Genomic DNA, 13,112 nt, shown 5'->3' with positions numbered 1-13,112 from the left:
GTCACTTCTCCCCGGAGGCGGCCGCGCGGATGCGCGGGTCGACGATGCCGTAGACGATCTCGACCAGGAAGTTCGAGGCCAGCACCGCCAGCGTGATGATCAACGTGATCGCCTGGATGACCGGGTAGTCGTTCTGGGAGATGGCGTTGAACAGCAGCGTCCCGACGCCGGGGTAGTTGAACACCAGCTCGGTGATGAGGGCCCCGCTGACCAGCGTCCCGATCGACAGCGCCAGGCCCGTGATCTGCGGGAGCATGGCGTTGCGGAAGATGTACCGGGTGATCCGGTTGTCCCCGATGCCCATGGCGCGGCCGTAGTTGACGTAGTCACCGCCCAGCTCGTAGATCGCCATCGAGCGCATGCCCACGGCCTGGCCACCGATGAAGACGATGACCAGGGACAGGAACGGCAACCAGTAGTACTGCAGGGCGTCGGTCAGGAAGCCCAGCGAGAACGACGGGCTGTTGCCCAGGGAGTAGGCCCCACCGACCGGGAAGACCCCGGCCACGACGGCCAGCGCGTACAGCAGCAGGATGGACAGGCAGTAGTAGGGCATGGCGGACAGGAACAGCGAGGAGGTGAAGACGCTGCGGTCCCAGTTGCCCCCGCGGAAGGCGGCGATGGCCCCCACGACGTTTCCCAGCACCCAGCCGATGACGATGGCCGGCAGTTGCACGGCGATGGACCACGGCAGCGCGTCCCCGAGCAGGCTGTTCACCGAGGTCGGGTAGGAGGCGAACGACGTCCCGAGGTCTCCGGAGAAGACCTTGCCCAGGTAGGTGAGGAACTGCTGCCACAGGGGTGCGTCCAGTCCGAACTGCTGGACGAAGCCCTCGTAGATCTGCTTCTGCTGCTCTCCGCTGACGGACCCGCCCCGGGCCAGGTTGGAGACGATGACGTCCACCGGGTTGCCCGGCACGAGCCGGGGCAGCAGGAAGTTGAGGGACACCGCCGCGACCAGGGCGACGAGGTACCACAGCGACTTGCGGGCGATGTACTGTCCGAGCTTCACGGTCGGACCTCAGCCCTCGATCTTCTTGATCTTGAAGAGCCAGTCGTTGCCGGCCCCGCGGAACATGGGCGGGGCGTAGGCGTTCGCCTCGGTCGGGAAGTTCGTCCAGTTGCTGGCGTTGAACTCGAAGAACTCATCGGGGCGGTACATGAGCGGTACGGCCGGCGCCTGCTGCCGGTACAGGTCGTCCAGCGCGGTGAGCGCCTGCTTCTTCGAGCCGTCGTCGGGGGCGGCCGCGGCCGCCTCCAGCAGGTCGTTCACCTGGTCGCTGGTCCACCGGCCGTAGTTGCGGTAGGCGGTCTGGCCGGCGGGGGCGAGTTCGACGTTGCTCATGACGTCGCTGAACCGCTGCCAGGGCGTGGCGGGGTTGGTTCCCGACACGTACCAGCAGGCCATGTCGAAGTCGCCGTTCTGCACCTGCGTCGTCACCTGGGCCTGCTGGGGGAAGTTCGTCGCGGCGTCGATGCCAACGGCCTGCAGGTTCTTCGCGACGATCTCCAGCGCGGCGTTCCAGTCGGTCCAGCCCTGCGGCGTGATGAGCTTCCAGGGGCCCAGGCGCTGTCCGCCCTTGGCGTACACGCCGTCCGAGCCCTTGGCGTAGCCGGCGGCGGTGAGCGTCTGGTCCGCCTTGGCTGCGTCGAAGGTCCACCCGTCGGCCTGGGCCCGGCCGGCGTCGGCCCACTTGTCCTCCGCGCCGCCGGGAATGATGAGCGAGGCCTGCACGTCGCCGGAATATCCGGACATGGCCGTCTCGGCGATGGAGGCGTAGTCGATGGCGAAGGCGATGGCTCGGCGCACCTGCGGATCGGCCAGGGCGCCCCTGGCGGTGTTGAAGAACAGCAGCGGCACCGAGCCGGGCACGAAGTACGGCTCGTCCTTGAGGTAAGTTCCGACCGGCTTCCCGGAGTCCCACATCTTCGAGATCTGCGGCACGAATGCCTGCATGACGTCCAGCTCACCGTTCTGGAACTTCAGGTTGCCGTCCTCGTTCGACTTGAAGATCGGGTGGATGATCTTCGTGGGGGCCGGCAGTCCCCCGTAGAACTTCTGACCCCAGTACTTGTCGTTGCGGGCGAGGATGATCTGGGTCTGGTCAGCCTTCTCCAGCGTGTAGGGCCCGGTACCGAGCAGCTCCTTGGTCTCCCAGCTCGCGAGCTTGTTCCCGGTCTGGGCGGCGACCTTCTCGAACACGGCCTTGGGGACGATGAACTGCACCGCGAGCTGCTGCAGGACCATGCCGACGTTCTTGCGGTCGGGGTTGATGGCCACGGTGACGGTGTCGCCGTCGGCGGTGATCGAGTCCGCTTCGGTCCAGAACGCCGCCACCGACAGCGACGGGTCGATCTTGCCCAGCTCGAAGGTGTAGAGGACGTCGTCAGCCGTGAAGGGAGTCCCGTCCGACCACGTGATGCCCTCCTGCAGCGTCATCGAGACCGACGACGTCCCGTCGACGCTGTAGTCGGCGGCCAGGCCCGGCTTCAGCTCACCGGTCAAGACGTTGAACCGCAGCAGCGTCTCGTAGACGTACTGGGCGACGTTGTTGGCCGCCGGCCACGCCGGGGCACCGGCGAAGGTGTTGAAGTTCGTCGGTGGGCTGAACTGGAAACCGGCCAGGAACAGCTGGTCGGCGCCCTCCCCCTTGCGTCCGCTGCCGACCTTGCCGTTGTTGCCGATGCCGGGCAGCGTGCTGTCCTCCGAGCCCGTGCCACCTGCGCTCCCGCCGCCGCAGGCTGCGAGGGCGAAGCCACCGGCGGCGACGCTGGAGGCGGCCAGGAACGTACGGCGCGTGGAGCGGCCGCCGGCAGGGGGAGGGACGGTGTTCGACATGGAGACGACTTCCTTCCGAGCGGTGGTGGGGTCGTGATCTGGGGGTGGATCGTCTCTGCGGTGTGGTCGCGGAGGGGAGCCTGTCGTCGACCTCGCGCGCCCCGCCGTGAGGCGGGCTCGTGGCAAGACGACGGGTCGGAGCCGGCCAAGTCCGTGAGCGCTCCTCAGCGGCTCGAACCTGGCGACGACACCAGCAACCGCCGAAGACCGAGCCCGGCCGGCGATCGGGCAGCGGGCCCAGCCGAGGGTGCAGCCGAGGCCCAGGGGTGCAGGACCGGCCCCGGGCGGGCCATCGAGTGGGAGGACCCTCAGCGCGGCTGTGCGCTGGGACGAGATCACCCGGCCTCGGGCGCCTTGGACACGGTCTCGTGTGCAGGTGCAGGGAGCGTGTGCGTGCCGAGGCCTCAGCGGAGGGTGGCGACCGTGGGGTCCCAGTCCTCGGGCAGCAGGGGGGCGACCTCCACCGTGCTGTCGATCGCGACGAAGGCGCCGGTCGTGGCCGACTCGATGATCGACTGCATGACGTCCACGACGTGGTGGGCCAAGGCGCCCTGGACGCGGTGGGGACGGCCCTCGCGGATCGAGCGCGCCATCTCCAGCGCCCCGGTGCCGCGCGTGGACAGCGCCTTCGTCTGGGCCAGCACCTCCCAGTCCTCGCTGCCCCGGCGGCGGATCTTCAGGTCGCCGTCGAAGTTGTTCGGGTCCGGCAGCGCCAGCGTGGCCTCGGTCCCGGTGATCTCGACGAACCCGTGCCGCAGCAGCGGGGAGTCGCAGCTGAAGATGCTCTGCGAGCTCTGCCCGCTCGCGAACTGCGCGATGGCGCTGACGTGGGTGGGGACGGTGACGTCGAACACCTCCCCGGCCTTGGGGCCGGAGCCGATGGTGCGCTGCTCTCGGGACTTCGAGGCGATCGCCGCGACCGAACTGACGGGCCCGAAGGCCTGCACGAGGGTCGTCAGGTAGTACGGCCCGACGTCGAACAGCGGGCCGGCGCCGGCTTGGAACAAGAAGGCGGGGTTGGGGTGCCAAGACTCCGGGCCGGGGCCCTGCAGGAGCGTGAGCGCCGTCAACGGTGTCCCGATGTCGCCGCGCTGCAGAGCCCTCAGCGCGGACTGCAGCCCGGCACCGAGGAAGGTGTCGGGGGCGCAGCCCAGCCGGACACCGGCCGCCTCGGCAGCCTGCAGGAGCTGCTGACCGCTCTGGCGGTCCAGCGCGACCGGTTTCTCCGACCACACGTGCTTGCCCGCAGCGATCGCGGCCAGGGAGACGTCGACGTGGGCGGCGGGGATGGTCAGGTTGATGACGAGCTCGACGTCGTCGTGGCCCAGAACAGCGTCGATCCCGCCGTGGTGGGCGATGCCGTACTCCTCGGCGCGGGCTTGGGCGGCCTCGGGGAACAGGTCCCCGATGGCGTGGACCTGCACGTCGGGGAAGGACGTGAGGTTCTCCAGGTAGGTGCCGGAGATGACGCCGGCGCCGATGATGCCGACTCCCACCGGTCCCGTGCGGTGTTCCGAAGTGCTCACTGCGTCTCCTCCGAGTGTTCGGTCGTGGCGCGGACTGCGCCTGCTCGCTGATGCGTGCCCCTTCGTCTGTGCGGTTGCCCGCCCCCGCGGCGCAGACTCACGACAGAGCCTTGACGAGGTTGGCGTAGCTCGTCTCGACCGCGGCCCACATGTCGCCCGTCGTGTCGTCGAGCTCGATGACCCCCAGCTCGACCTGCGACTCGTCACCGCCGACGGCAGCCAGGATGGCGTCGACATCCACGTCACCGGTGCCGAAGGCGACCTGCTTGCTGTCATCGCGCGAGCCGTCGCCGTCCTTGAGGTGCACGGCCTTGACCCGCGAGCCCAGCCGGCTCATCAGGTCGGACACCTGCACACCACCCACCACGGCCCAGTAGGTGTCGATCTCCAGGGCGACCCCCTCGGACAGGTGGTCGGCCAGAACTTCCAGCGCCGGCCGGCCCCCGACTTCGATCTCCAGCTCGAACTCGTGGTTGTGGTAGCCGATGGTGACTCCGGCATCGGCAGCGCGTTCGGCGGCGGCGTTGAGCTGGGCGGCGATGCCGGCGATGTCCTCGACGGTCCTCCAGCGTGCGCGATCGACGTGCGGGTCGATGACCAGGCTCGTCCCGGTGAGCTGGGCAGCAGCCAGGACGGCGTCGAGGTCGGCACCGACGACACCGGCGTGCGCGCTCGGGGCGCTCAACCCGTGCTTGGTCAGCAGCGGAGCCAGGTCACCGGCGCTCTGGGTCAAGCCGAACGGCTCGACCTTGCGGAACCCGATGGCCGCCAGACGCGCCAGCGTGGCGTCGGGATCGGCGGCCAACGCCTGGCGCACCGTGTAGAGCTGCACGGAGATCGCGGAGGTGTCGAGTGTCATGGAGGACCTTCTGTCTCGTGGCGGACGACGCGGAGCACTCGTGAGGGCAAGCCGACTCGTCCACCTCACCGAGGTGGTGAGGTGCTGCTCGACGATCAACCTCGCCGTTGCGGTTCGATGTCTGGTCGTGGTCCGGTGGTGGGCCGATGGCAGCCGGGGTGTTCGACGCATCCCGTTGCAGGACACGCTGTACGTCTTCAACTCCTCGTCGCTGCGCCGCGACCAGCAAGTGCGATCAGTAGACAGCTTAAGCCCGTAAGTGTCAACCACCCTTCGCCGTGCCTGGTCCATGCGCCCCACCGGATCGAGGGCAGTCGGCCGCGGCGTCGGCACGCGGTGGGCGAAGGCTCCCTGCACCGTGAGGTAGCCACAGCGGCTCAGCGCAGGGCCGGCCCGAGGAGGCACCGCCCCCAGGCGGCGCGCAGGCATCCACCTCCCCCCGAGACCCCCGAGGGCCCCGCCCGCGAGCGTGGAGCAGTCCGTTCCGGCATGAGCGCAGGCAGCTGGCGACGACCGTGAGCGCGGTCGGTGGCGGCAGCGAGCAGCTGGTGCCCCAACCCGTCCAGACGGTGCTGACCCGTCAGCTGTCACCGCCGGGCGCTGGCCGTGAGCCGCTACGACGAGCAGATGCCCGGCTCGTCGCAGCAACGTGCGCCCACCCTCAGCGTGGTCTTGGCGGGCCTGTGGGGCGATGCGCTACCGCAACGGCCGAGCCGTGGAACGTGGTGGCCCGCGACGCGATCTCCATCGACGATCTGGCCGGCAAGGCCGAGGGCATGGTCGTGTTCGGCGACCAGCTGCCCCTGCAGGTGCTGCGCGATGTGGTCGCCGCCCACCCCGATGCGCAGCGCGCGCTGGCGGCGTTGCCGTCTGGGCTGGCGGACCGGTCAGTGACGGGCCTAGATGCCGTCAGCGCGGCGGTACCCCACCGCGAGGAGAGCAGCACCTGTAGCGGCGTCCTGGGTCGCAGCGGCTGCAGCTGGGTCGGACAGACAGCTTGGTCGGACAGGCTGATCATGGAGCGCCAACGGAGCACCGATGGATGCGGAGAACCAAGACGGTGAGCTGACGATGGCGGAGTCCCAAGCGACGTAGTCAGAACGGAGCAGACTTCGTAGTAGCCAGGACCGAGCAGACGTCACGGCGATCCCACGAGTCAGGACACTGCCGACCTCGCGGTCTTGCCGATCTGCGAGCGATGGCTCAGGGCGTGTCAGGATCACGGCACGCCACCTGACTGGTAGCGGCCTACGGCCATCTCCATCGCCGCCGAGCACGAAGAGGACGCTCACCCCTGGGACCGCTCACCCGGCAGAACCGGCGGTCTGGATCCCTCTGTCCTCACCGACCTGGGCGCCAGTGCTGACCTGCTGGACCGTCTGACCACGTGGAACGACACCTCCGGCCAGCTGGTGATCACCGACTTCCAGTGGCGCGCCGAGCAGAGCGAAGCGGAACGGGGCCAGGAGGGGCTGCATCTGGCCCTGCAGCTGCAAGGGCAGCTGCAACGGCAGCTGCTGACATCGAGGTGCACCACGGCAACGACGGGGTCGTGGTTGAACGACGCCACCCACTGACCGCACGAGCCCGGTGAGACTTCACCCGAATGATCGATGGGCTTCGCCGCCTCACCACGTCCTTCCAGTCATGGCGCAGTCTGCGCAGTCGATCTGCGGCGATCGTCGATGCCTGGCAGTGCGGGTCTTCGAGCGCCCTGCAACGCCACTGACAGGGTGCCACCTCCCCTGCTGCTGGTCCCAGACCTCTTCGATCAGGCAGTCAACCGGTCGATGCGAAGGGTCGGCACTCGACGGACCAGCGGGCGCTTGTCATTTGGCGTCCTGGTCGCCACCCTTGCCGTCAACCGGACCCGTGATGGCCACAGCGACGACGGAGGCACCCCCATGCCGGGCAAGACTGTCCCTCACCAGGCCTCCGAAGTCCCCACCGGAGCGCAGGTCGATGACGAGCTGAGCGACGTCGCACCAGAAGGCAACCTTGCGACCATCGGCAGCAGCGCGGTGGTCGGCAGCGCTGCCACTGCGTACAGCGTTGCTGTCGTCGGTAGTGCTGGCAGCGCTGCATCGGTCGCTGTCGTCGGCAGCGCGGCCACCGCGGCGAGCACGGGGGTGGGGATGAGCGCCGGGGTCGTTGCCAGCGCGGCAGTGATTGGTAGCGCTGGTGTCGCACTCAGCATCGGCGTCGTCGGCAGCGCCGGCGTTGTCGCCGGTCTTGCCAACATCGGCTGCGCCGCGTGCGTGGGCTGCATCGCGTGCGTCGACTGCATCGGGTGCGTCGGGTGCGTCGGGTGCTCCGGTCTTCGCGGCGCCGTGGGCGCGATCGGAGTGCGGCGAGGGTAGGGCTCGACTCGCTGCTCCGGGCGGTCCTGCCCGGCCGCGGACCTGGACCCGCACCACCGCTGCCGTCGCAGGCGAGGACCACGCACTGCGGATGCACCGCACCGGCGAAGGCTTCGCCGCGTGCGCTGACCTGGGCCACGCCCTGCTCAGCGTGCACGGGGTGAAGCTGCCGCCGACGTTCGTCTTCCAGCGCCTCACCCCCGCGCAGACGGTGGCTGCTCCCACCTGACGTCTCGCCGTCTGGCCGTTCCAGGACCAGCGCGATCACGGCTGCCCGAGACGTCACGGTCATCCCGCGGTGCGCGCGGGCGCACGGTCATCCCGCGATGTGGGTAAGGTCGCGCCGCTCCTACCCCAGGCCGACAGCCACGCGGTCGTTCACCAGCACCTCCACCGAGGCCCGCGGCGGACGTGCGCTCATCACCGTCACGTTGAAGTCCGCAGCACCCTCACCGGCCCCGGGCCAGCGGTACGACCACGCCAACCGCGTCACCCCCCGCTGGTGCTGCACCCCCACGACGGTCGAACCCACCAGCACCGTCATCGAGTCACCACTGGTTGGATCGCGCCCGATCCCCGCCAACGCCCTCGTGCCCCCCGGCCAGGGCACCCCGTAGCCGGCCTGCAACCACAAGAACGTCAGCCCCTGCCGCCGGGCTTCGACGAAGGTCGTCCCCTAGGACCCACTCCACACCGGGTGGAAGGTAGAACACGTACACCGCCGCACTCTCCCCACGGCCCAGCTCAGTACGCGGGATCAGCTCCCAAGCTCCCCGGCGGGCGAAGTACCGGCTGAAACCGACTGCTTCCAGGCTGGGCAAGGTGGGCGGGTCGAACCCCAGCCATTGCCGTGCCGCGCCCTCGCTCACCGGCTTGAAGTTCCCCAACCGGCCCCGCTCTCCGGGCCCACGGGTGGGCCGTCCCCGCGGCGGCATCAACGACTCCAGCGCCACCGCCACGAGCCGCGGCAGCGGCAAGTCAAGGAGGGGCTGCGACCGGGCCTGCTCGCCGTCAGGACTCACATCCCCACCGTGCCAGTACGCGCGCACTCCAGAAAGGCGACTCCTCACCCGCTCCCGCCCATCCGGTCATGGCGCCGGCCGGGCGCTCACACCACAAGAGAGCGGCTCCGATGCAGAGCGGGCTGCCTCACACTGGACGCATGCTGGACTGGGGTGGCTACCCGCTGAGAGCCGGGGAACCGGACTACACCGAAGACGACCAGTTCTGGGATGGCGCCCGGGTGTACCAGCTCACCCACGGCGACGTCCGGAAGCGGCAGAGCCGAGTGCTCGACGAAGCCGACGTCATGGTCAACAACCTGCTCGACTGCACCCCCAACAGTTCCCGCCCGGGGTCCAAGCACCTGATCACTGAGTCGCAGCGCCGTCGAATCATCGACGCCGGCACCGTGCGCTTCGTCGAGCCGGAGGGATGCCTGCAGCGCTGGGAGAGCAGCGACGGTGCGGTGCTGGCTCTCTTGGTGGGCGAGATCCGCAGCCCGCGCCTGCACTGACTTCAAGCACCGCCTAGCAAGGCGCCGCTACGACGTCGCGGTCATGGCGCCCTCCGGGCGGTCAGCCACCTGCGGTCGGCAGACGAGCACCTCAGCGCCAGGCTCAGGGCCCTGTCACCGTCAGCGTCAGCACTACCTCTGCTCGCTGCGGGCCAGGTCCCCACTGCACCGGCGCGGTGGCGGTGAACGTCGCCGGTCCCGTGAAACCACTGGTGAAGTCCGCCCACACCCACCACCCGTCGAAGGGCCAGCGCATCCCCCAGTCCTCCGCATCCCAGCCCAAGGCTTTCGGTCGCGGCTGCCACGGCTCACCTCCTGAGGCACTGTCGAGCACCAACGCCGCCCCGGCCGAGGTCACCCGCTGCGACAACGTCTGGACCACCGCGTAGCGCCCCCCGCCTGAGGAGCTGGCGAAGTCCACGCTGACCGGGAAGGGCCACTCCCGCAGATCGTCCTTCTCGTCACGGTCGTGCTGCAGCGGCCGGTCTGGAGCGGCGATGAGCCCCACCCGCGGCAACGGTAGGTCAGGACCGGTGCCGCGCACCTGCACCGACGCCGTGACCGAGAAGCCGCTCATACCGGCCAGGCTGCCGCACCGGTCCGGTCCGTGGTGGGACGAGTCTCCATGAGGGCGACGTCACGGTCATGGCGCTGATCGGTTCGAGGCGAGCACCAGAACAACCACACGGTCATCCCGCTCTCCGGGCGACGTCGCGGTCATCCCGCCGTCCGCGCGGTCGCGCCAAGAGCCGGATCGGAGCTGGTGCCCTCTCAGCCGAGCGGGGCGAAGCTCTGCGGGGAAGCCTGCACGGTGGCGCGGACAGCGGCGCTGAGGGCGCCGCTGTCCAGCACGTACGAAGCGTTGATGCGCTCCTCCGCGACGTCACCGCGCGCGTCGTCGGCCATGGCGCTGAAGCCCTCGAACTCCTGGCGCGCCCGCGCGATGATCGAGGCGGCGTCCTCCAGACCCAGGAAGCGGTAGGCCTGCAGCACCCGGGGCAGGGGGTACTCGGGGTCCTCGCCGTAGGTCGCCACCGCGTTGAGCAGGCCACCGTTGTGGACGCTGCCGTCGAAGGTCAGGACCACGTGCAACGCCTCGTCCCCGCGGTGCGTCCTGATGGCTGGTGCGTCCCACTCGCAAGCCCGGTTCCACAAGGCGTCGAACTCCTCATCGGTCACGGACACGACGGTAGCGAGACATCCCTGCTCGAGGACGTGCTTCTCACGTGGAGATGGGTGAGGCCACCTACCAGGACAGTCCTCCCGGGACATCCGGTCATCCCGCCTTCCGGGGGATTCAGTCCAGCTCGAGGAACGCCCGGTCAGCTGCCGGCATCCAGATGTCGGGGTCTGGGCAAGGGGCCGGCGTGGCGAAGCCCATCCCCGTCAGGACCGCCGAGACGGTCTCGACGGGCAGCTCATCGCGCCACAGCAGGGACCACGGGAAGACCGGGGTGGGGTTCACGATGGGAACGGTGCGCATCCGCGGATCGGGTGTGCGCATGGCTTCGCCGATGAGCGAGGGAGCGCAGACACCAGTGCTGACATCCTCAGCCCACTGCTGGAAGCCGAAGGTGGAACCGGTGGTGTCCAGGTCGATGCCGGCGAGCAGGCACAGCTCGCTGGTGTAGCTGCGCCACTCCAGCGGCGCTGCAGCCATCGGGAACCACAGGTGCTGCCCGGTCAGCTGCTCCAGCGCGAGCTCCTCGAGCTGAGCCCACCGGTGGTGTCCGGGCACCAGGACGGCGAGGGGCTCCAGCAGTACCAGCCGGTGGTGGATGCCGGTGGGCCACGGGGTGGGCACGGCACCGGAACGGCCGAAGGCGAGGTCCGTGCCGCCCGAACGCAACAGGTGCTCGGCTGTCGTCTCCACAGGCCGGTGCACGACGTCGAGCGGGAGGCCGTGCGTGCGGGTGGCCCGGCGCACCCAGGCCGTCGTGGCGAGGTCGGCGCTCATCACGTCGACGCGGAGACGCCCGGCGCGCTCTCGAGCGAGGTCCAGACGGTCCACCGCGGCGAGGACCTCGCGCGCGGTGGGGAGAGCGTGCTGCCCCGCCGCGGTCAGGCGGATCCGGCGCCGGTCGTCACGGTCCACCAGCAGCGCACCCACCTCGGTCTCCAACCGCTTGATGCGCTTGGACAGCGCCTGCTGGGTGAGGTCCAGCCGGTCGGCCGCGCGACCGAAGTGCGACTCCTCGGCGAGGACGACCAGCGCACGCAGCAGCCCGGTGTCGATGTCCACCCCACGAACAAGCGCACGACAACCACCGGTTGTCAATGGCGGGAGGGGTTGTTGGACCCGCCTCGCCCTTGCTCGGTCTACTCGAGCGCGTGATCGGGAAGCCCGCAGCAACCGCAGCACCTGCGGTGTCGTCGTGAGGAGCACCCGCGCCAGCGGCGTCCTCATCGTGCTGGCCCTCACCCTGCAGGGCGCCGCACTGCTCAGCGCTCCTGCGGCACCCGTGCTGGCGGCCACGCCGATCACGCCGACCACGCCGAGCACGCCTCCGGTCCAGCGCCAGCTCCACGACCCCCCCGCGCGGGAGGACCTGCCCCACCGCTCCACCGAGACCACGGTCTCCACCGCTGCAGGAGCACTCGCGGCCACGGTGCTGCAACCCGAGACGAGCGGGGCGGTGCCGGGCGTGGTCCTGATCGCCGGCAGCGGTGCAGGCTCTCGCACGTCGCTGGCCCACGTCGCAACAGCCTTCGCCCGCCGCGGCATCGCGGTGCCGACCTACGACAAGGACCTGAGCGCCTACACGCCCTTCTCCCGCGACCACGCCGCGCTGGGTCGCGATGCCGCCGCCGCCGCAGTCGTCCTGCGGCAGCGGTCCGGCGTCGACCCGACACGCGTGGGCGTGTGGGGCATCAGTGAAGGCGGCTGGGTGGCCGCCGCAGACCCGGCGATCGCGTTCGCGGTGATGGTCTCCGCCCCGACCGTCACCCCCGGCCAGCAGCTGGAGCACACCATCGCCCGGTTCCTGCACGAGCACGGCCTGGGCGCCGTGCGCCGACCGCTCACGCTGCACCTGGCGCTGGGACGCCGTGTCGTCGACCACACCACCTGCACGCCGCCCCTGGCGCAGGTGCGGCAGCCGGTGCTGGCGATCTTCGGCGCCGAGGACGCGACCGTGCCGATCAACACCGCCGTGGCGATCCTGGCGCAGGAACTGTCGACGGCCCCCGCGATCGCCGTGCTGGCCGGAGTCGGGCACGACCTCACCACCAGCCCCGCAGCGGTCGAGCGTGCCGGCACCTGGATGCACCACCCCGACCAGGAACGCTCCTTCGACACCTCGGTCAGCCAGGGTGTGCCGGTGGTGGCCATGCCGGACCCCTCACCTGCCACTGCCGCGCTGCTGCACGGGGCGAACCTGCTGATGCTGGCCGGGCTCGGGCTCGCCGTGGTCACCGGGCTGGGTCGTGCTCTCGACCGCCTGACCGCGGCTCGCCTGGGTGCTGCTCGCCTCAGCACTGCTCCCCGCAATGCTTCTCAGGAGGCCACCTGATGCACGCTGTCCTGATCGCCGTCCACGCCGCCGCCGCCACCGTGGCCCTCGCCGCCGGCTTGGCCGCGTTGCGGTACCCCGTCCTCATCGGCACGCACGCGGTGGGGACCGTGCTGATGGGCGTCACCCTCGCCGGGGCCCTGTGGGTGGGGCGGGCAGGCAACACGACCGTCTTGAACGTGGTGTTCCTGGCTCTGCTCGTCCTGTCCCTGGTCATGAGCTGGCGCAGCGTCCGCGCCTGGCAGCACCGCCCAGCCGTCGGCGAGAGCACGTCCGCCAGCTACGTCGCTGCTGTTGGTTTCAACTGCATCAGCCTGGTCACCGGGCTGCTGGCCATCGCCGCGCTGCGCACCGACTGGGGGCCGGTCGCCATCATCGCCGCGGGTGTCCTGCCCACCCTCATCGGCCGCATCCCCCTCAACCGCGCTCTGCACGCCAGGCAGTGACCACCACTGCTGAAGGCCTGAGGGAGGACGACAGCCGTGAGCTACCCACTGAGA

Annotated in this window: 15 protein-coding genes; 7 read left to right on the top strand and 8 right to left on the bottom strand. The window is 70.0% G+C overall.

Features of this window, described 5'->3' with window-relative positions; translation table 11 throughout:
* Window position 1: 1 nt before the first annotated feature.
* The 4 genes from BJ968_RS27020 to BJ968_RS25210 form a co-directional block, all read right to left on the bottom strand.
* Window positions 2–1,012, bottom strand: coding sequence for an ABC transporter permease subunit (locus BJ968_RS27020; protein WP_179755274.1), 1,011 nt, complete (start codon window positions 1,010–1,012; stop codon window positions 2–4).
* Between the two features lie 9 nt (window positions 1,013–1,021).
* The gene (locus BJ968_RS21345) at window positions 1,022–2,839 is read right to left on the bottom strand and encodes an ABC transporter substrate-binding protein (protein WP_179755272.1); all 1,818 of its coding nucleotides are present in this window, start codon (window positions 2,837–2,839) and stop codon (window positions 1,022–1,024) included.
* Window positions 2,840–3,243: 404 nt separating this feature from the next.
* Entirely contained in the window at window positions 3,244–4,365 is a 1,122-nt protein-coding gene (locus BJ968_RS21340) for a Gfo/Idh/MocA family oxidoreductase (protein WP_179755270.1), read from the bottom strand.
* 97 nt (window positions 4,366–4,462) lie between these two features.
* Window positions 4,463–5,224 (bottom strand): sugar phosphate isomerase/epimerase family protein, encoded by a 762-nt coding sequence (locus BJ968_RS25210; protein WP_179755268.1) that lies wholly within the window; start codon window positions 5,222–5,224, stop codon window positions 4,463–4,465.
* A 725-nt stretch (window positions 5,225–5,949) separates the two neighbouring features.
* On the opposite strand from BJ968_RS25210, the gene BJ968_RS21330 reads away from it, so the two are divergent.
* The 4 genes from BJ968_RS21330 to BJ968_RS21315 all read left to right on the top strand — a co-directional run bounded on the left by BJ968_RS21330 (window position 5,950) and on the right by BJ968_RS21315 (window position 7,813).
* Window positions 5,950–6,288 carry a hypothetical protein gene (locus BJ968_RS21330; protein WP_179755266.1) on the top strand — a complete coding sequence of 113 codons (339 nt, stop codon included), beginning with the start codon at window positions 5,950–5,952 and terminating at the stop codon, window positions 6,286–6,288.
* A 348-nt stretch (window positions 6,289–6,636) separates the two neighbouring features.
* Window positions 6,637–6,801 carry a hypothetical protein gene (locus BJ968_RS21325; RefSeq protein ID WP_179755264.1) on the top strand — a complete coding sequence of 55 codons (165 nt, stop codon included), beginning with the start codon at window positions 6,637–6,639 and terminating at the stop codon, window positions 6,799–6,801.
* Between the two features lie 327 nt (window positions 6,802–7,128).
* Window positions 7,129–7,584 (top strand): hypothetical protein, encoded by a 456-nt coding sequence (locus BJ968_RS21320; protein ID WP_218885214.1) that lies wholly within the window; start codon window positions 7,129–7,131, stop codon window positions 7,582–7,584.
* A gap of 91 nt (window positions 7,585–7,675) precedes the next feature.
* Window positions 7,676–7,813 (top strand): hypothetical protein, encoded by a 138-nt coding sequence (locus BJ968_RS21315; protein WP_179755262.1) that lies wholly within the window; start codon window positions 7,676–7,678, stop codon window positions 7,811–7,813.
* 120 nt (window positions 7,814–7,933) lie between these two features.
* On the opposite strand, the gene BJ968_RS25205 is transcribed toward BJ968_RS21315, so the two are convergent.
* On the bottom strand, window positions 7,934–8,128 hold the full coding sequence (locus tag BJ968_RS25205; protein WP_246314178.1) for a hypothetical protein: 195 nt from the start codon (window positions 8,126–8,128) through the stop codon (window positions 7,934–7,936).
* A 618-nt stretch (window positions 8,129–8,746) separates the two neighbouring features.
* Here BJ968_RS25205 and BJ968_RS21305 point away from each other — a divergent pair.
* Window positions 8,747–9,100 carry a hypothetical protein gene (locus tag BJ968_RS21305; RefSeq protein WP_179755260.1) on the top strand — a complete coding sequence of 118 codons (354 nt, stop codon included), beginning with the start codon at window positions 8,747–8,749 and terminating at the stop codon, window positions 9,098–9,100.
* Window positions 9,101–9,203: 103 nt separating this feature from the next.
* Here the strand turns inward: BJ968_RS21305 and BJ968_RS21300 are convergent, their stop codons facing one another.
* From BJ968_RS21300 to BJ968_RS21290, 3 genes are all read right to left on the bottom strand, one after another.
* Window positions 9,204–9,677 carry a hypothetical protein gene (locus BJ968_RS21300; RefSeq protein WP_179755257.1) on the bottom strand — a complete coding sequence of 158 codons (474 nt, stop codon included), beginning with the start codon at window positions 9,675–9,677 and terminating at the stop codon, window positions 9,204–9,206.
* A gap of 194 nt (window positions 9,678–9,871) precedes the next feature.
* Entirely contained in the window at window positions 9,872–10,279 is a 408-nt protein-coding gene (locus tag BJ968_RS21295; protein WP_179755255.1) for a DMP19 family protein, read from the bottom strand.
* Between the two features lie 118 nt (window positions 10,280–10,397).
* On the bottom strand, window positions 10,398–11,507 hold the full coding sequence (locus tag BJ968_RS21290) for a LysR family transcriptional regulator (RefSeq protein ID WP_179755253.1): 1,110 nt from the start codon (window positions 11,505–11,507) through the stop codon (window positions 10,398–10,400).
* Between BJ968_RS21290 and BJ968_RS21285 the strand changes: the two genes are divergently transcribed.
* Complete coding sequence (locus tag BJ968_RS21285; protein WP_179755251.1) at window positions 11,476–12,612, top strand: alpha/beta hydrolase family protein; 1,137 nt, start codon at window positions 11,476–11,478, stop codon at window positions 12,610–12,612. The two genes, BJ968_RS21290 and BJ968_RS21285, sit on opposite strands and share 32 nt — an antisense overlap.
* The gene (locus BJ968_RS21280; RefSeq protein ID WP_179755249.1) at window positions 12,612–13,058 is read left to right on the top strand and encodes a hypothetical protein; all 447 of its coding nucleotides are present in this window, start codon (window positions 12,612–12,614) and stop codon (window positions 13,056–13,058) included. The genes BJ968_RS21285 and BJ968_RS21280 overlap by 1 nt, the downstream gene beginning before the upstream one ends.
* Window positions 13,059–13,112: the final 54 nt, after the last annotated feature.

It is taken from the genome of Kineococcus aurantiacus (assembly GCF_013409345.1).
GTDB lineage: Bacteria > Actinomycetota > Actinomycetes > Actinomycetales > Kineococcaceae > Kineococcus > Kineococcus aurantiacus.
This window is presented reverse-complemented; position numbering and strand designations above follow the sequence as displayed.